This is a genomic window from Neobacillus paridis, assembly GCF_016765675.1.
In the GTDB taxonomy this organism is placed as follows: Bacteria; Bacillota; Bacilli; order Bacillales; family Cytobacillaceae; genus Neobacillus; species Neobacillus paridis.
Genome location: NZ_JAESWB010000171.1, coordinates 1 through 18,474 on the forward strand (window position 1 = coordinate 1; position 18,474 = coordinate 18,474).

The following is an 18,474-nucleotide window of genomic DNA, read 5'->3' on the forward strand; positions in this document are numbered from 1 at the left end:
AAGCATTAAAAGAGTTGGCCGGTTTTTAAAAAAGACAAATTTTCTATCAAGAGAGCACTCTAAATAAGTGAATCCGCTTTCACTTCTGTGGAGATAAAAAAACTGCCCACAAATACTTGACTCAAACGGTCGGTATTGAGGGTTTGTTCATTTGCTGTATCAATGGTATGCTTTAATTTAGTTATCCTTTCTTCCAGCGTCTTCTGTTCGGCTTCATATTCAGCCGACATCTTGTAAAAACGCTCTTCGGGAATTTTGCCCATCACATTATCCTCATATAGCTTTCGAATGATTTTGTCTATGTCAGCAATGCGAGTCTGTGCTTGTTCATACTCCTTTTGACTTTGGCGGAGTTCTTTGGCAAGTTCCTTTTCTGAATTATTCATAACTATACGGATGAATTCCTGTTCATGGTCTTTGGCAAAGGAGGTTACACGTCTTAAGTCCTCTAGCAAAAGCTGTTCCACTACAACATTGCGTATCTGATGTGAACTGCACATACCCTTTTTCTTGCGGTAAGTAGCACAAACGAAGTATTCCTTATCGTGTGTCCATCCCTTGCCTCTAACCTGATACAGCTTTGCTCCACAGTCGGCACAAAACATCATGCCAGAAAGCATTCCCATTTCACCTAATCGTGATGGTCTTCGCTTGCCATCTCTGATTTTCTGCACTGTTTCCCAAGTCCCCTCATCAATAATTGCTTCATGGGTATTTTTGAAAACCAGCCAATCTTCTGGATTGTTCAATATCTTAACTTTGCTCTTATATGACTTTTTAGAAGTCTTGAAATTTATCGTGTGACCTAGATATTCCATTTTAGCCAGAATATCTGCTACGGTACGAGCCGACCAAGCATATGGGTTTTCAGGTGGTCTTGCTGGAGTGTTAATACCCATTTTGCGAAGATGAACCGTAGGTGTATCAATGCATCGCTTTTCAAGTTGCTTTGCTATCTGCGTGGGTCCAAAGCCAGCCATGCACAGTCGGAAAATATCTCTGACCACCTCGGCGGCTTTCTCATCTATAATCCAGTGCAACTTATCTTCAGGGTCTTTAATATAACCGTAAGGCGGATTGGTGCAGAGCGGCTTACCAGATTGTCCCTTGGATTTGAACACGGCGCGGATTTTCTTGCTAGTATCCTTAGCATACCATTCATTAATAATGTTAAGAAACGGTGTAAAGTCACTGTCTGCTTGGTTTGCACTATCAATACCATTGTTAATAGCAATGAATCGTACATCTGCTTCAGGAAACATAATCTCTGTGTAATAGCCTACTTTGAGGTAATCCCTGCCGAAACGGGACATATCCTTGATGATAATCGTTCCGATTCTACCGGACTCTACATCTGCAATCATGCGGTTAAAGTCTGGTCTATCAAAAGTTGTACCGCTGACCCCATCATCCACATAAAATTCGATGTTGCGAAAACCGTTGTCCTCAGCATATTTTTTTAGAATTGCCTTCTGGTTCACTATGCTGTTGCTGTCTCCTGCAAGCTCATCATCACGTGAAAGCCTGCAGTAAAGAGCAGTAAGTTTTGCTTCTTCAAATGCTAATGTTGATTTACGTATAGTGCTAAATGTTGACTGTCTATTCATTTTTATCCTCCATTTCCGACAGTCTTCAAGCGGTTTAGCACTATGTATATTACCGTACTACCTTGAAGAAGTCGAGTTGATTTCCGTGGGTTTATATGAACTATCTGATAACTTTGAAAGGCTTTTTGCGTTGACTGTAATCAGTCGTTTCAGCTTGGAATATGCACTTTCCTTTGCTGAATCACTTACTCGTGATTCCACCACATAGACCGTACCTCCGATATCGGATTTGGTTGTGCGGCTGTTACTTTGATTCTCCATATCGTAACCTCCTGTCCTATGTTTTGAAGGAACTGGCACTGAGCTGAATTGATGACTCAGTGCCTAATCCATTATTTAAGCTTTTATTTGTAATATTTTCAGAGCATCCGGTTGAATTAGCTTGCCATCCAATCTCTCGTAAGCAGAAAATCCAATTTGCCCCTGCAATGCATATAACTCATTTAATTTTTTTATTGTTATTGGCTGACGCTCAATCAGCCAGTAATAAGATAAATCTCCAATTACAATGCTTTTTGCTCCTGCTGATACTGTAGGCATATATGGAGAGGTAACTACAGGCTTTCCGAAGATGGTGTTATCTGAAGGATTCCACAGATAACTGCCGCTTGTATCCTTAAGGGTTCTAAGAAGCATAGCTGTATTATCGTGCATGATAAACACAGCGTTATTTCGGTATTCATCTTTTAATGAAAAATACAGAGAGATAATCTCATCAAAAGAGATGGTAGCACTATCTGCTGTAGTTACATCTCCATCTGCTGTAAGGATACCTGTTGGCTGTGTTGTGCCATTTCCATTAAGCAATGCATTTTCCTCAGCCTTGCCAAAACGCTTCGCAAAATCACCCATCAGATATTTTTCTAGATTAAAGTTCATATCGGTGACGAATGAGCGGTTTAGCTTGACAAGAGATGCCAGCTTGTATGATTTCACCAGAAACTGTGTAAATGTATCGGCACTTTCAGGGATTGGATCTCCGTTTTCAACCCAATCTGCTGTACCCGTTGAGGATACCGCTTGAATTTTACCTTCTGCAGAAGATAGATTGATAACAGTAGCAAATCTGCGGAATATATTCTCCTTTGCCAAAGCAGTGTTAAAGCCTTCTCTGAACTCATCTGGTGCGACATAGGCTCCTGCATTATCAAAGCCCTCGCTTAGATTTTGATTATTTTCTTCTTTTCCTTTCATAACATTCCAAAACGCTCTATTATAAGTTGTTGATGTTGCCATAATCGTTTACCTCCTAAATTTTATTAAATGTGGGGTATATACCCTGTTTGAAACCGCGTTTTTTTACGCGTTGCCCCACGCCCGTTATCCAGATGAAAAGGTGTGGAGATTTGACCTCCCCTAGGGCAGGTATTAACACATGAAGTTGTATCCAGTGGTTTTAGTGGTTTTAAGCTTTGTAGCAAGATGTAGCAGGTAAAAACTAAACTCTCTATACGAGAGCGATTTTTTATATAACCTGTTTTTCTTGCTACAAGCTGCTACACTGTGTTTAAATAAGAAAAAATTCTTCTTCTGTCAGCTTATATCCGATAAGCATTGTGGTCATTCCACCACCAGAACGTGGTCGTTTCCGTTCTACACGGGCGATAGCTGTTAATGCTTGTTTGAAGTTTCTTGCATTCTCCGAATAACATCCATTGGCACTACACCAACGCTGATACCGGGCATACACTTCGGATGTCCGCACCTCACTGTTAGGACTTTCCTCCAAGGCATCCTCTAAAAACAATGCTATTTTATCGCTGTCACGTTTATAAGCCTCCGTTGCTGTCTTAACGGAATCAGGTAAAGTCAAGCCTTCCTTCTTTAACAACTGATAGCCTTCAATTAGCCAGTTAAGGATAGCACTCTGATTCTTTGGTTTGGCGAATTCACGTTTTAGGTTTTTATCCTGCTCGCTTTCATCGAAGTGTCGTTCAAAAGGAATAATCACCACTCTGCCACTGGAAAACAGCGTCATATCCGTAATAACTGGCAGATAATTGGTGTTGATATACAGCTTAAACTTTGGCGAAAAGTCAAAAGAATTCTCATGTAGAAACCTTGCGTTGATGGTGTCACCACCCGTCATGCTTTTTACCTGTGCAGCATTTAGGACAAGTCCTCTGCTAGGTTCGGAGATATTCACAAAGCGAACTCCTGCAAGCCGGGCAATATCTTCACTTGGACTTGAACTGTTATTGTTCTTTTTCAGACTGATAGTCTCTGGCCTTGCGGTACAGCCATAACTGCCTAATACCTTAAGAATGCTCTCACATAGCGTACCTTTACCGTTTCGAGTTGTAGCACCATAGAGAACAAACAGGCATTCATACCGAGTGTCTCCGCTGATACTGTACCCAAAGGCTTTTTGGAGGAATTTTGCCTTTTCCTCATCTCCGCTCATAATCTCATGAATAAATCTATCCCATCGCTCGCTTTTGCTTCTGGATCATATTTAACGCCAGATATCTTTGTGAGTCTGTCCTCGCTGTTGTGGGGATGAAAATCCATGGATATTAAAAACAAGGTGCCATTAGCACAGTTGAGCATAAGCGGGTCTTGGTCAAATTCAGCCATTGATATGGGATATACGCTCTGTGCATCTTTAAGTACCGTTTCTCGGTATCTTCTTGACTGCCACTTACTGCAATAGTCAATGTATGCCTTTCTTTGATGTTCATCCTGAATAGTCAAAGCATAGGTTAGTAGTTGGTTAGCCAATGATTTACACATTTCCATTACTTTGAGATTACCGACATCAGGAATCCAAATACCATTCTCGTAGCAAAACCACATCTTCCTTTCGGGAACATAGCGGGCAAAAGATTTATAATAATCAGCAAACAGCCTGCTTGCCCCAATATCCGTCCAAGGGTAGCGATCGTTACTCTCAGGCTTAAAGCCAGTAAGGGAACATTCACCAAAATCTTCTGTAGTTGATGAATGTATACCACCTGGTTTATATATTTCAGTAGCATTTGCGATAGCTTTTTCTATGGTTATCATTCCATAAGTACTGCCGGACTGTGGTCTATTCCATTTATCCCGCATTAAGCCGCTTTTTTGGAAAAGTCTGTCCATCTGCCCAATATCCCTGCCACACCAAAATGCCAGCATACCGCAAAGTGCCAAATCAGCTTCACTGGCAGAAGCATAACCAGATGTATCTCCCTGCCACAATGCTTTGAACCTTTCTCCGTTTGACGATTTTAATGCCTTCTCAATAACAGACTTGTCAGACAGATAGGATTTACTTTCTGTATCCAGTAGTTGCTTCACAGGGGTAGGACGCAGCATATATTTGTCTAGTATCATCTGTAGTTCATTCGATTTCTTCGGTATATCACCATCTGCAAATACATTGCCCGTTACGGTAACAAAGCGGTTTGTTGCTCCAGCCACATAGACCTCAACTCCCAGCTTTCTGTTGTTGATATAGTATTTTGTTTTGTCAAAGTTAAAGCCTGTGGCCTTAAAGAAAATATGCAACCCTTTTTCAGATGGACTGTGTTCCATATAGCAACCACTGAAAGCGTCTACAACACTTTGGGAAATAGGCTTAAGCTTACCGCTGCTATCAAAGCAATCATCTAAGTCGATAACACATATGTCATTACCTACCAAAAATCCGATACCGTCATAATAACTTACAGCAGCTACCGCCGAACTAAAATCTTTAAAAGTACCCTGTTTATCTGCTTTTGCCCTTTTTCCTGTTACTGGGTTATAGGGAACTTTGGTTTTTCTGCCACTTCTTTCCTCATATTTCCAACAGCAAAACTGTGGCTTACTTTTAAGTATCTGTGGCAAGTTCTCATATTGTGTTTTCAGTTACTTCACCTCCTTGACTTTTATAAATGATCCGAAACGCTACGGTTCCAGAGGGTTTGCCTTGTATGACACAACCTCGTTATCTTTCAAGAATTACGCTCGGAATTATCGTCATGGCATATTCACCTTGAAGTATCTCTTGCATTTCGGGGTATTCAGTTGTCAAGGAGCAGTGAGAGAAAAACTATGCTTTTATTGGGGGATTATTTTTCCTCTCACCTTATAGCCTTGGTAAAACACATTAATTGAGGATTTTCTAAAAATATTTTTTCTTCCTCATCCATAAGCGAAGAATCCTATTGATTCGAACCCCTAAAATAAAAAAAACAGCCTGTCTTTTTTCTAAGGTAAAGACGGCTGTAATGATTGTGCTTTTGCTCAAATTTGAGCGAAAGTGGTATTAAATTTAAGAAGGCTTAATGTTATAACTTTGACTTTGGTTTTACAAATAGACTTACAGACATTTTTGTCTAAAAGTATAAAAATCAAAAATAAAGGCATACACAACTATCATTCTATCATTATCTTTGTTAACATTGTAAAATTACTTCACAAACACAGAATTATCATGTTATTTTTGAAGAAAATGTGCTATAATGGAAAAAACATATATAAAGAGGTGACCAAAGTGTCCGTTAGCTATAAAAAGCTTTGGAAATTGTTGATAGACCGCGATATGAAGAAGAAAGATTTACAAGCTGCTGCGGGAATAAGTCCATCGTCAATTTCAAAGCTTTCTAAAAACGAATATGTCAGTATGGACGTTCTTGTAAAGGTTTGTACGGCACTTGGCGTTGATTTTAAAGATATCATGGAATTAGTGCCCAATATGGTTGAAGAAAGGAAGTAGAGTTATGGAAAATAACAGAAAAGAACAGGAACGGGCGGAATTACACCGCACGATATGGAATATGGCAAATGATCTAAGAGGCAGTGTAGATGGATGGGACTTTAAGCAATATGTTCTAGGAATGCTTTTTTACCGTTACATATCTGAAAATATTACTGCCTATATTAACGCCGGAGAATGGGAAGCTGGTAATAGGGATTTTGATTATACCAAGTTATCCGACGAAGAAGCAGAACAGGCACGAGAGGATTTAGTTAAGACAAAAGGCTTCTTTATTTTACCCAGCGAGCTTTTTGAAAATGTCCGAGCTCGTGCAAAGGACGATGAAAACTTAAATGAAACACTGGAACAGATTTTCAGTAATATAGAAGCATCTGCCCAAGGAACAGAGAGTGAAGATAATTTCAAAGGCCTGTTTGACGATATTGATGTTAACAGCAATAAGCTAGGAAACACTGTAGTAAAGCGTAATGAAAAGCTGGTTAAGCTAATGAATTCTGTTGGAGAAATGAAGCTGGGAGATTACAAAGACAATACCATAGATGCATTCGGTGATGCTTATGAATTTTTAATGGGTATGTATGCATCCAATGCAGGAAAAAGTGGTGGTGAATACTATACGCCGCAGGAGGTTTCTGAACTCCTTACCCACTTAACATTAGTAGGAAAAACTGAAGTCAACAAGGTATATGACCCCGCTTGCGGTTCTGGCTCTCTACTGCTAAAGTTTGCAAAAATCTTAGGAAAAGAAAATGTACGTCAAGGTTTCTTCGGTCAAGAAATCAACATTACAACCTACAACCTGTGCAGAATTAATATGTTCCTGCACGATATTGATTATGACAAATTTGATATTGCCCTTGGTGACACGCTAACAGATCCGCAACATTGGGATGATGAGCCTTTTGAAGCCATTGTATCAAATCCACCTTACTCTATTAAATGGAAGGGCGATAATGATCCTATTTTGATTAACGATCCCCGTTTTTCTCCAGCGGGAGTATTGGCTCCTAAATCCAAGGCAGACCTTGCTTTTATCATGCATAGTCTTTCTTGGCTTGCAACAAACGGAACAGCGGCTATCGTTTGTTTCCCCGGTGTAATGTACCGCGGAGGCGCTGAAAAGAAAATCAGGCAGTACCTGATTGACAATAACTATATCGACTGTATCATTCAGTTACCGGATAACTTGTTCTATGGTACCAGCATTGCTACCTGCATTATGGTTCTAAAGAAATCTAAATCAGAAAATAGTACCTTATTTATCGATGCATCTAAGGAATTTGTCAAGGTTACGAATAACAACAAACTAACACAGGAAAATATTGAGACCATTCTTAACGCATTCAAAGATAGAAAAGATATAGAGCATTTTGCTAGGCTTGTGCCAAACAGCGAAATTGCTGAACAAGATTATAACCTGTCTGTTTCTACCTATGTTGAACAAGAGGATACGAGAGAAAAGATTGATATTGTCGCCCTCAATGCTGAGATAGAAAAGATTGTGGCGAGAGAGCAGGTTTTGAGGGAAGAAATAGATAAGATTATTGCGGAAATTGAGGTGGGCAAATGAGTAAGTTAGATGAATTGATTGCTGAACTTTGTCCAGATGGAGTGGAGTATGTGCGACTTGCGGAATGTTGTGATATAGAGGACAACAAACGGAAGCCTGTTAAATCATCATTACGCATACCAGGTGACACCCCGTATTATGGTGCTAACAATATCCAAGATTATGTTGAGGGGTATACGCACTATGGACAATATGTACTAATTGCAGAAGATGGCTCTGCAAGTCTTGAAAATTATTCTGTACAATATGTAGATGGTTTCTTTTGGGCTAACAACCATGTCCATGTTATAAAAGGCCGTAAGGATTTAGATACCAAGTTTTTATATTACTACTTAACAAGTTTTAATTTTATCCCCTTCTTGACCGGAGGAACAAGAGCTAAACTAAATAAGGGGAATATGGAGGAAATCCAAATCCCCGTTCCCCCTCTGCCTGTGCAGCAGGAAATTGTCCGTATTCTGGACAATTTCACAGAGCTTACAGCAGAGCTTACAGCAGAGCTTACAGCAGAGCTTACAGCAAGAAGAAAGCAGTATGAGTATTATAGGGATTTGCTGCTGACGTTTGATGATGATGTGCCAAAAGTAAGGTTGGATAAGGTTACGACAATAACGAGGGGAGTTCGTGTCGTAAAAAGCCAACTTACAGAAACTGGAACATATCCAGTTTTTCAAAACAGTATGACACCTTTAGGTTACTACGAAAAAAGTAATTTCAATAAAAACACAGTTTTCATAATCGGTGCAGGTGCTGCTGGAGAAATAGGTTATAGTAAAATAGATTTCTGGGCTGCAGATGATTGCTATTGTCTAACTTGTTCAGACCGTTTGCAAAGCAGATTTCTATATTATGCAATACTGTGTCAAAAAAGTTATCTTTTATCAAGAGTTAGAAGAGCAAGTGTACCACGATTGGCTCGTTCTGTTATTGAAAGACTAGAAATTCCCGTCCCCCCTCTCAAAGAACAAGAGCGCATCGTATCTATCCTAGACCGCTTTGACGCTCTCTGTAACGACTTAACCAGCGGCATTCCTGCTGAAATCGAAGCACGGCAAAAGCAATATGAATATTACAGAGATAAACTGTTATCTTTCAAGGAGGTGACGGGATGAGCATTTACAACATCGTTGCCAGTACTGATGAAGCAACGGTTGTTGCTGAATATGCAGCTGAATATAATGTCCGTCCTGAAAAGTATCAGAGCGAGGCAGAACTTGAGCGGGAGTTTATCAGGCAACTAACTTCACAAGGATATGAATATATTTCAGTACACAATGAAGCTTCATTGATAGAAAATCTCCGAAAGCAACTTGAACTGCTTAATGATTTTACATTTACTGATAGTGAATGGGATAAATTTTTCACAGAATGTATTGCCAATACAAATGAAGGAATTGTTGAAAAGACCAGAAAAATTCAGGATGACCATATCCAGATTCTAAAACGTGAAGATGGAACAACAAAGAACATATACCTTTTGGATAAGAAGAATATCCATAACAATCGTTTGCAGGTTATTAATCAATACGAAGAAGTGAGTGGCAAGCATGAAACCCGATATGATGTAACAATCCTTGTAAATGGACTTCCACTAGTTCATGTAGAGTTAAAGCGTCGTGGTGTTGCTATCCGTGAAGCTTTCAACCAGATAAAAAGATACCAGCGTGACAGCTTTTGGGCGGCTTCTGGTTTATTTGAATATGTACAAATATTCGTAATCTCCAATGGCACCCATACAAAGTATTATAGTAACACCACAAGAAATGCTCATATCAAGGAGCAAAGCAGCAGTGAACGTCGAAGAAGCAAAAAAACAAGCAACAGCTTTGAATTTACCAGCTTTTGGGCAGATGCAAATAACAAAATTATTCCTGACCTTGTGGACTTTACTAAAACATTTTTTGCCAAGCATACCCTCTTAAATATACTAACAAAATATTGTATCTTTACTTCTGAAGATCTGCTCCTTGTAATGCGTCCTTATCAAATAGCTGCTGCAGAACGTATATTATCACGTATTGTAGTATCAACCAACTACAAGAAGATGGGCACAACTGCAGCTGGAGGATATATTTGGCATACAACAGGCTCTGGTAAGACATTGACCAGTTTTAAGACAGCCCAATTAGCTTCTGCCTTGCCTTACATAGACAAGGTACTGTTTGTTGTTGACCGTAAAGACCTAGACTATCAGACTATGAAGGAATATGACCGTTTTGAAAAGGGGGCAGCTAACGGTAATACGTCCACAAGAGTTCTTCAAAGACAATTGGAGGACAGGGATGAAAAAGGAAATCCTCATGAATACAAAATCATTGTAACCACTATTCAGAAGTTGGATATATTTATACGTAAAAACAAACAGCATGATATTTACAAGAAACATGTGGTATTGATTTTTGATGAGTGTCACCGTTCCCAATTTGGTGAAATGCATCAAGCTATTACGAAGAGCTTTAAGAACTATCATATCTTCGGCTTTACGGGAACCCCAATTTTTGCTGCCAATGCCAGTTCAGGAGGTAACCCACTGCTTCGTACAACAGAGCAGGCTTTTGGAGAAAAGCTACATACTTATACCATTGTAGATGCCATCAATGATGGGAATGTTCTGCCTTTTAGAATAGATTTTATCAATACCATTAAGATGCCTGATTACGTTAATGATAAAAAAGTCTATAGCATAGATAGAGAAAAAGCCTTAGCAGATCCACAGCGAATCAGTGAAATTGTTTCTTACGTTCTTGAACACTTTGATCAAAAGACGAAGCGCAATAGTTATTACACATTCTCTGCGAAATGGGAAGAAGCAGATAAGCACAACCCTAAAAAGATGATAGAAAAGCGTGAAACAAGGCGAGTTGCCGGTTTCAACTCCATATTTGCTGCTGCATCCATCCCAATGGCAATCAGATACTATAATGAGTTTAAGAAGCAGATAGCGGAAAAAAACCGTAACCTTACCATTGCAACTATTTTCAGTTTTAGTGCAAATGAGGAGGAGCCAGATGGACTGTTGCCTGAAGAGGATTTTAATATGGAAAACCTTGACCAGAGCTCCAGAGATTTTCTTGAGGCGGCTATCCGAGATTACAATTCCACATTTAGCACAAATTACGATACTTCCTCGGATAAGTTCCAGAATTATTATAAAGACCTCTCTCTTCGTGTAAAGAATCGGGAGATCGATATATTGATTGTTGTTAATATGTTCCTTACTGGCTTTGATGCAACAACTCTGAATACACTATGGGTAGACAAAAATCTGCGGCAGCATGGACTTATACAGGCGTTTTCAAGGACTAACCGCATCCTAAACAGCGTTAAGACATATGGTAATATCGTTTGCTTTAGAGATTTGAAAGAAGAAACAGACAAAGCCATTGCACTATTCGGCAATAAGGATGCAGGCGGTATTGTACTGCTAAAAACATTCGATGAATATTATAAGGGATATGATGAAAAAGGTGAACACAAGCCGGGCTATGCTGAACTGATTGCAACCCTTACAACACAGTATCCCCTTGGACAACCTATTCTCGGAGAAGAAGCTGAAAAAGACTTTATACGGCTATATGGAGCAATACTTCGACTCAGAAATATTCTTACTTCCTTCGATGACTTTGAAGGAAACGAGATTTTATCTGAAAGGGATTTTCAGGACTATCAGAGCATTTATATTGACCTGTATCAGGAATATAGAAAAGGTGCTGATGGTGACAAAGAAACTATCAATGATGACATAGTTTTCGAGATTGAACTGGTCAAACAGATAGAGGTAAATATTGACTACATCCTTATGCTTGTAGCCAAATATCAAAAATCCAACTGTAAGGATAAAACCATTCTTACGACAATTGATAAGGCTATCAATTCGAGTATTGAACTTCGAAGTAAGAAAGAGCTTATCGAGCGTTTTATTGAGCAAGTCAATGTATCGACCAAAGTGGATGAGGATTGGCGTAAATTCCTCCATGAGCGTAAGGAAGCGGATATTACAGCAATTATAGAAGAAGAAAGATTAAAGCCTGAAGAAACCCGCCGTTTCATCGACAATGCTTTCCGAGACGGAATGCTTAAAACGACCGGTACAGCTATTGATAAAATCATGCCACCTGTATCCCGCTTTGGCGGAGGCAGAGCCGCGAAAAAGCAAGGAATTATCGAAAAACTAATGTTATTCTTTGAGAAGTATTTAGGGTTGGTGTAGCAAATAATCAATACAGCAGATTAAATAAATTGATAGGTTACTATAGAATAAATATTGTGAGGTGAAATGATTGGATAAAAAGCAAAAATCTCCATTTGAGCTATTAAGAAATAAGGCTATTCTAGCTATTTTAGACGGTGATTCTCAATTTGGAGAAATAGATGATGTAGAGATTTCAATGCCTTATTTAAGTGGCCCGACTATAGTAGAAATTTCCCAATTATTTGGACTGTCTGAAACATACGGATGGAATGGAGGAGCATTAAGTAGATGGAATTACTTAGATAACCTTCTTAAGCATGGAATTGAGACTAACCGAATTAATGATATTCTTTCCTATCTACTTTCAAAACAGCAATTTACAGATAAACTTAAAGGGAAAACACCAGATCAGATTGAAGAGATCTATAATTATATCGTTAAGACAGTAATAGAACAGATTAATGGAATACTTTATTTTGGTGGCAAAAAACTTACTATCATCAATCAAAGATTTCATATTATTCCAATAAATTCTACGATTAAAGTAACTACTCCTCAAGTAAAAAACATTGATCGAGAATACATTAAAGATATTTCTGAGAGGGCAATGCTTGATGTGGTAAATGGAAGTTATGACAGTGCAATCACTAAATCTAGAACATTATTAGAAGAAGTATTTTGTTATGTTATCGAAAACAAGAATGAAACGCCAACAGACAGTGGAGACATAGGTAGGCTTTATAAGCAAGTAAAAGGGTTATACAATATGCACACAGATAAAAACCTTGATAGACGAATCAATACACTACTTTCAGGTTTGGAAAAAATCGTTTCATCTATTGCTGAGATGAGAAACAATAATAGTGATGCGCATGGTGTTGGAAGTCAAAGAATTAGTATATCTGAGCATCATGCTAGACTTCTTGTAAATTCTGCAATGACTATGGCTGAATTTATACTTTCAGTGGGAAATAATACAAAATAATAAAGAGACCAGCCACATCAAGCCATTAAGTTTAAATGTGACTGGTCTTTTACTTTTACCCCGCTTGAAGCTGTCAGTTACGTTTTTCTTCAATCCCTAAGTGAACGCTTCTTTGGCCGCTTTTATATTCAAAATAAATAAGACCGCCAAAATCAAAATAAGATCTAAATCCATCACGAGTCTAGCTGAGGTATTTTTCTTGACTAAATACGTCATTAAGACTAAAGCAGGAATAGCGACAACGATTAATACTTTTACTGTTGCAAAATTGCCTTGTAATAGATTGATAGGAATATCAATTGCGAAGAACAACCATGTTGCCTTAATAATGAACAGGTTTCGTTGTTTCATTACCTCTAGATTATTCAATGAACTCCCCCCTTTCTATAGGAATATTTTACTATAATTTAAGGTAGTTCAACATAACTTCCATTAACGCCGCCTTCATTTTTTTGAAAAAAAGCTCCGTCTCGATAAAATCAAGGCGGAGCATGATCCTTTTTATTGAAAAAAATAACCTAAATCATCGAATATAAAACATCGGGAATGGCGGACAGGCTTGCTTGTTTTTCCACTGCACCGATTTCAAACGCCACTTTTGGCATTCCATAGACAACGGAAGTTTTCTCATCCTGGCCAATCGTTCGGGCTCCTTTTCGCCGCATCGCCAGTAATCCTTTTGCACCATCATAGCCCATACCGGTTAAAATAATGCCAATCGCCTGCTTTCCCACTTCTTTCGCAACGGAATCAAAGAGAATATCAATTGAGGGGCAGTGGCCGTTCACCTTTTCCCCACGGAAACACTCCACTTTATACTTGGCGCCCTCTTTTTTGACGCGCATATGCCTGTCACCGGGGGCAATTAGCACCGTGCCTGTTTCAATATAATCCCCTGTCTGCGCTTCCTTGACAGATAGCGGCAGCTCGCTATTCAGTCTCTCCGCAAACATCGTCGAGAACAGCGGTGGGATATGTTGCACAATGACTATACCAGGCAGATTACTTGACAGGGATTTTAATAGATTCAAAATCGCTTCCGTTCCCCCGGTCGAGGCACCAATGGCAATCAGCTTTTTGGTGATTCCAGTTGAATGGACGGGATCAGGTGACTGCTTGACTGTATTTCGCCGCGGCAATACCTTTGCCATGGAGGCAATCTTAATCTTCTCAATCAATTCTTCAATAAAAACCTCTACATTATTGGCCTCTCGCATATTTGGCTTAGCAATAAAATCAACAGCTCCAGCGTTTAATGCATCGAAAACAGCATGACTAATCACACTGACAACAATCACGGGTATCGGATATTGCGGTAATAGCCGATTGATGAACTCAATGCCATTCATTTTGGGCATCTCAATATCACAAATCATGATATCTGGCTGATATTGCAAAAGCTTATCTCTAGCTTCAAAAGGATCCGCTGCTTTTGCGATAACTTCTATATCAGGATCTGTCGAAATCCCGCGTGAGATAACTTCTCGGAACAAGAGAGAATCATCAACTACTAATACATTGATTGTCTTTTTTATTCTCATAGAATCATCTCCAATTTTCTCCAGTCATTCTTTTTGATACACGGAGGGAATAATGTAGTGAAATTTCTGATACTCTTTGTCGATTGATTCGGAATGGCCCATAAACAGATAGCCTTTTGGCTCTAACCAATGATAAAATTTATCGATTAATGCTAATTTTGTTTGATGATCAAAATAGATCATCACATTTCGGCAAAAAATGATATGAAACTTTTTTTTAAAAGGAAAAACTGGCCTCATCAGATTAAACCGGCGGAAGACGATCTCTCTTTTTATGTCATCAATAACCTCAAATTCCTCATTATTATGCTGAATGAGATAAGTTAAGCGCCAGTTTTTAGGAAGGGAGGCCACCGCTTGCTTATTGTATATTCCCGTTTTAGCAATCGATAAGGCATTCTCGGATATATCGGTTGCGAGAATTTTTCTATCCCAGAGCTTTTTTTCGTGGTTAAGATACTCATCAATTAACATCGCCAGCGTATACGGCTCCTCACCTGTTGAGCAGCCGGCACTCCAAATTCGCAAATCTTTTTTAGGCAAGGATGGGAGGAGAGTCGGAAAGACCTTTTCTTTTAAAAAATGAAAATGCCCGGCCTCCCTCATGAAAAACGTATGATTCGTCGAAATTTTATTGATTAAGGTGGTCAGAGCTTCGCCACTCTTGTCAGAAAGAAGATAGTCATAGTAATCGGAAAAGGTATCGATCTGTAATTGTTGCAGGACGGGGCTCAGTCTTCCTACTAAAAGCACTTTCTTTTCTTCTTTCAGGTAAATTCCGAAATTGGCTTTAATATAAGCGGCTAATTGTCGAAATTCTTTATCTGTTATCGTATACGGGAACATTTCATCACTCCCAGCCAATTTAAATGAAAACTTGCCGACTGGCGAGTCCTTAAGGACGGTTCATAAGGCGTAGTTGAATTTAGGCGACATAGGAAAGAATAAAGATTGGAAAAATTCCCTATTTGTTAAAAAAGAAGGAAGGAAAGAGCCCAGCGACTCTCTCCTAAAATAGGCTTCAATATTTGCCAAATTCAGTATCACTTAAGTCAATTTCTGTTTTTTGTCTCGTCGTGGCGCTCTCTGCATAGGCAGCTTGAGTTTTGGCTAAATTGGCCTTTTTCTTTTCAGATAGTTGTTCAAGCATGTTTAATAATTCCGGATTTAAATCTTCTATCCCGGCATGATAGGTATTATTGTAATAACCCTTTCTAATTGTAAATTTTTGCACTTGTTCTTTTAATATTTGAGCTTGGCCGGATAATTGCTCGCTGGCTGCAGCACTTTCTTCCGAGGTAGCTGAATTTTCTTGAACGACTTGCGAAACTTGCATAATTCCTTGGTTGATTTGATTGATGCCCACTGCTTGTTCATTGGAAGCAACATCGATATTATTGACGAGGTGAGCGACTTTCGCTACATCATCAACAATTTTTTGCAGTGCTGATGCTGTCTCATTCGCGATCCTTGTTCCATCTTCCACTTTCTTGATGGAGCCTTCAATCATTTCTGTTGTTTCCTTTGCGGCATTGGCCGATCTGGCGGCGAGATTGCGAACTTCCTCAGCAACCACGGCAAATCCCTTGCCATGCTGGCCGGCTCTTGCTGCTTCAACCGCTGCATTTAATGCTAAAATATTGGTTTGGAAGGCAATTTCATCAATAACCTTTATAATTTTTGAAATATTTTCCGAGGCAATGTTGATCTCATCCATCGCCTTTAACATTTCCTGCATCTGCTCGTTGCCTTGGGTCGCATTCGCTTTCGTCGATTCTGCCAAAACGTTAGCTTGGTTGGCATTCTCGGCATTTTGTTTCGTCTGAGAAGAGATTTCCTCAATCGATGAAGTTAATTGTTCAATCGAGCTCGCCTGTTCGGTTGCCCCTTGAGACAGAGAAACACTTGATGAGGAAACTTCCTTAGCACCGCTGGCAACTTGCTCGGCTGCTGTCTGGATATTTCCCATTACCTCATTAAAGGAATTAATAATGTTATTTAAGGAATCTTTGATTTCTGCAAAATCTCCTTTGTAATCATTGATGATCGCAACATCTAAGTTACCGTCTGCCATTTCTGCCAAAACTTGGGAAATTTCTGTTACATAGCCTGATAATGTAGCACCCATGCCGTTTAACGAGTTTTTGATCTTAGCATGGTCGCCTTTGTATTCTCCCTTTACGCTGACGTGAAGATTTCCTTTTGCCATTTCATCCAAAACAACAGCAGCTTCTTGGATTGGTTCCAAGATGGCATCGATGAGGCCGTTTAAGCCTTCCATTAGTTCCGCCCAGTCCCCATGGAAGAGTTCGATGTTGGCTCTTTCACTAAGCTTACCTTCATTAGAGGCAACAATCAGTTTCCTAATTTCCGCATTCACGTCTTTAAGATTCTTTCTCAATGCTTCGATATGATCGTTAATAAATGCTTTTTTACCCGGGAACTTTTCCAGTTCGGCATCGAAATTACCGTTGGCAAACTCGGCGATGCAAGCCATCGCTTTTTTCTTCACGTTAATGTGTCCTCTAACCATCGTATTGACGCCTTGGGCCATGATCCTAAAGTCACCCTGGAACTCTTCTTCCGGTAAGTAAACATCAATATCCCCGGCATCATGTTCGGCCGACATCTTGGTCATTTCGGCGATAAATTGTTTAATATTTTTTCGCAAACCTTCGATATGATCATTAATGAACGCCTTCTTACCCGGGAATTTTTCCAGATCAGCATCGAAATTACCGTTGGCAAACTCGGCGATGCAAGCCATCGCTTTTTTCTTTACACTGATATGATTTTTTACCATGTTGTTAACGCCTTGAGCCATTGTCTTGTAAGCACCGTTGAATTGGCCATCGGGAATGAACACATCAATATCCCCAGCATCATGCTCTCTAGACATCTGGGTCATTTCATGCATTAAGGTTCTAAGTGTTTCAACAACCTGTTTCAAGCTCCGTGACAGGATATCCTGATCAGACTTCACTTCTGCATGGATATCGAGATCGCCGGAAGCAATTTTATTTGCAGCTTCGGCTTGATTACGAGTTGTGGTCAAGATTTTTGCGAACGATGTCATTAATTGGCCAAATTCATCTTGACGCTCAACATCAAGGTCTACAGCAAAATTCCCCTCTGCTATGTTGTTGGCACTATGAATCAGGTTCTGAAGCGGTCTGCCAATCACGCCAGAAAGGAATAATCCCAGGAATAAATTCAAGAGGATGGCAGCAATGACGATACTAGTAAATAAAGATATTTGACTTAACTGATCTCCATAATTGATCGCAATCAGACCAACGATAACGGTTAAAAAGGCATTGAGGGAAAAACAAAACAATATTTTCGACTTCATTTTCACGTTTCTTAACCAGTTCATTGCTAATGCTCCTTCCCGATTGTTTCTAAAGTTTGGGCTTCGTCAGTATTTAACAGCTTGGTGCAATCCAAGATTAATTTCACGTCCTCCCCTACGGTGCCGACACCCATCACATATTTGTTTCCTTTTTGATGGATTTCAGGTGGAGCGACAATTTCGCTGTCCGGTATCGAAAGAACCTCCGATACACTATCGACAATCAGACCAATTGATAGATCATCAACATCAATCACCACAATGCATGTCCGATCGTTGTATGGTTGAAATGGCTTTTTAAAGCGCAGCCGAATGTCCATAACGGGAATAATTTTCCCCCGCAAATTGATGATTCCCCGAATAAAGTCTGGCATCTCGGGAATTTCGGTTATTTTCTGGATGCCAATGATTTCGGTGACATATTTAATTTCAATTCCATAACATTCATTTTCAACAATAAAGGTAAGAAATTTGTCCTTCTGCGTATCCTCCTCCCATGTTTCCACCTCTTGAGATCCTATTTCTGTCATCATCTACAGCTCC

15 protein-coding genes are annotated in these 18,474 nt (G+C 39.5%); 5 read left to right on the forward strand and 10 right to left on the reverse strand.

Annotation, left to right across the window (positions count from 1 at the left end):
- Nucleotides 1-59: 59 nt before the first annotated feature.
- The 5 genes from JK635_RS12805 to JK635_RS24285 all read right to left on the reverse strand — a co-directional run bounded on the left by JK635_RS12805 (nt 60) and on the right by JK635_RS24285 (nt 5,417).
- Nucleotides 60-1,607, reverse strand: coding sequence for a recombinase family protein (locus JK635_RS12805; protein ID WP_235888082.1), 1,548 nt, complete (start codon nt 1,605-1,607; stop codon nt 60-62).
- A 57-nt stretch (nt 1,608-1,664) separates the two neighbouring features.
- Nucleotides 1,665-1,868 carry a transposon-encoded TnpW family protein gene (locus JK635_RS12810; RefSeq protein ID WP_024833073.1) on the reverse strand — a complete coding sequence of 68 codons (204 nt, stop codon included), beginning with the start codon at nt 1,866-1,868 and terminating at the stop codon, nt 1,665-1,667.
- Between the two features lie 75 nt (nt 1,869-1,943).
- Nucleotides 1,944-2,843: a phage major capsid protein gene (locus JK635_RS12815; protein ID WP_202654366.1), complete on the reverse strand. Its 900-nt coding sequence runs from the start codon at nt 2,841-2,843 to the stop codon at nt 1,944-1,946.
- Between the two features lie 271 nt (nt 2,844-3,114).
- Entirely contained in the window at nt 3,115-4,011 is an 897-nt protein-coding gene (locus JK635_RS24280; RefSeq protein ID WP_235888083.1) for a DNA primase family protein, read from the reverse strand.
- Nucleotides 4,008-5,417 (reverse strand): phage NrS-1 polymerase family protein, encoded by a 1,410-nt coding sequence (locus JK635_RS24285; protein WP_235888084.1) that lies wholly within the window; start codon nt 5,415-5,417, stop codon nt 4,008-4,010. The genes JK635_RS24280 and JK635_RS24285 overlap by 4 nt, the downstream gene beginning before the upstream one ends.
- A 649-nt stretch (nt 5,418-6,066) precedes the next feature.
- On the opposite strand from JK635_RS24285, the gene JK635_RS12825 reads away from it, so the two are divergent.
- The 5 genes from JK635_RS12825 to JK635_RS12845 all read left to right on the forward strand — a co-directional run bounded on the left by JK635_RS12825 (nt 6,067) and on the right by JK635_RS12845 (nt 13,038).
- Nucleotides 6,067-6,288: a helix-turn-helix domain-containing protein gene (locus JK635_RS12825; protein ID WP_202654367.1), complete on the forward strand. Its 222-nt coding sequence runs from the start codon at nt 6,067-6,069 to the stop codon at nt 6,286-6,288.
- Between the two features lie 4 nt (nt 6,289-6,292).
- Nucleotides 6,293-7,861 (forward strand): type I restriction-modification system subunit M, encoded by a 1,569-nt coding sequence (locus JK635_RS12830; RefSeq protein ID WP_202654368.1) that lies wholly within the window; start codon nt 6,293-6,295, stop codon nt 7,859-7,861.
- Nucleotides 7,858-8,973: a restriction endonuclease subunit S gene (locus JK635_RS12835; RefSeq protein ID WP_202654369.1), complete on the forward strand. Its 1,116-nt coding sequence runs from the start codon at nt 7,858-7,860 to the stop codon at nt 8,971-8,973. The genes JK635_RS12830 and JK635_RS12835 overlap by 4 nt, the downstream gene beginning before the upstream one ends.
- Entirely contained in the window at nt 8,970-12,071 is a 3,102-nt protein-coding gene (locus JK635_RS12840) for a type I restriction endonuclease subunit R (RefSeq protein ID WP_202654370.1), read from the forward strand. The genes JK635_RS12835 and JK635_RS12840 overlap by 4 nt, the downstream gene beginning before the upstream one ends.
- Nucleotides 12,072-12,141: 70 nt before the next feature.
- Nucleotides 12,142-13,038 (forward strand): abortive infection family protein, encoded by an 897-nt coding sequence (locus tag JK635_RS12845; RefSeq protein WP_202654371.1) that lies wholly within the window; start codon nt 12,142-12,144, stop codon nt 13,036-13,038.
- Between the two features lie 96 nt (nt 13,039-13,134).
- Here JK635_RS12845 and JK635_RS12850 read toward each other — a convergent pair whose 3' ends face one another.
- The 5 genes from JK635_RS12850 to JK635_RS12870 form a co-directional block, all read right to left on the reverse strand.
- Nucleotides 13,135-13,407 (reverse strand): hypothetical protein, encoded by a 273-nt coding sequence (locus JK635_RS12850; RefSeq protein WP_202654372.1) that lies wholly within the window; start codon nt 13,405-13,407, stop codon nt 13,135-13,137.
- 149 nt (nt 13,408-13,556) lie between these two features.
- On the reverse strand, nt 13,557-14,579 hold the full coding sequence (locus tag JK635_RS12855; protein WP_235888085.1) for a protein-glutamate methylesterase/protein-glutamine glutaminase: 1,023 nt from the start codon (nt 14,577-14,579) through the stop codon (nt 13,557-13,559).
- Between the two features lie 24 nt (nt 14,580-14,603).
- Entirely contained in the window at nt 14,604-15,425 is an 822-nt protein-coding gene (locus tag JK635_RS12860) for a CheR family methyltransferase (protein WP_202654373.1), read from the reverse strand.
- A 175-nt stretch (nt 15,426-15,600) separates the two neighbouring features.
- Nucleotides 15,601-17,955: a methyl-accepting chemotaxis protein gene (locus JK635_RS12865; protein ID WP_202654374.1), complete on the reverse strand. Its 2,355-nt coding sequence runs from the start codon at nt 17,953-17,955 to the stop codon at nt 15,601-15,603.
- Nucleotides 17,956-17,957: 2 nt separating this feature from the next.
- On the reverse strand, nt 17,958-18,464 hold the full coding sequence (locus JK635_RS12870; RefSeq protein WP_202654375.1) for a chemotaxis protein CheW: 507 nt from the start codon (nt 18,462-18,464) through the stop codon (nt 17,958-17,960).
- Nucleotides 18,465-18,474 lie beyond the last annotated feature (10 nt).

Coding starts and splice junctions, on each gene's coding strand:
- JK635_RS12840 (WP_202654370.1), top strand. CDS start 8,970: ATGAGCATTTACAACATCGTTGCCAGTACTGATGAAGCAACGGTTGTT.
- JK635_RS12805 (WP_235888082.1), bottom strand. CDS start 1,607: ATGAATAGACAGTCAACATTTAGCACTATACGTAAATCAACATTAGCA.
- JK635_RS24280 (WP_235888083.1), bottom strand. CDS start 4,011: ATGAGCGGAGATGAGGAAAAGGCAAAATTCCTCCAAAAAGCCTTTGGG.
- JK635_RS12855 (WP_235888085.1), bottom strand. CDS start 14,579: ATGAGAATAAAAAAGACAATCAATGTATTAGTAGTTGATGATTCTCTC.
- JK635_RS12830 (WP_202654368.1), top strand. CDS start 6,293: ATGGAAAATAACAGAAAAGAACAGGAACGGGCGGAATTACACCGCACG.
- JK635_RS12835 (WP_202654369.1), top strand. CDS start 7,858: ATGAGTAAGTTAGATGAATTGATTGCTGAACTTTGTCCAGATGGAGTG.
- JK635_RS12860 (WP_202654373.1), bottom strand. CDS start 15,425: ATGTTCCCGTATACGATAACAGATAAAGAATTTCGACAATTAGCCGCT.
- JK635_RS12815 (WP_202654366.1), bottom strand. CDS start 2,843: ATGGCAACATCAACAACTTATAATAGAGCGTTTTGGAATGTTATGAAA.
- JK635_RS12810 (WP_024833073.1), bottom strand. CDS start 1,868: ATGGAGAATCAAAGTAACAGCCGCACAACCAAATCCGATATCGGAGGT.
- JK635_RS12865 (WP_202654374.1), bottom strand. CDS start 17,955: ATGAACTGGTTAAGAAACGTGAAAATGAAGTCGAAAATATTGTTTTGT.
- JK635_RS12870 (WP_202654375.1), bottom strand. CDS start 18,464: ATGATGACAGAAATAGGATCTCAAGAGGTGGAAACATGGGAGGAGGAT.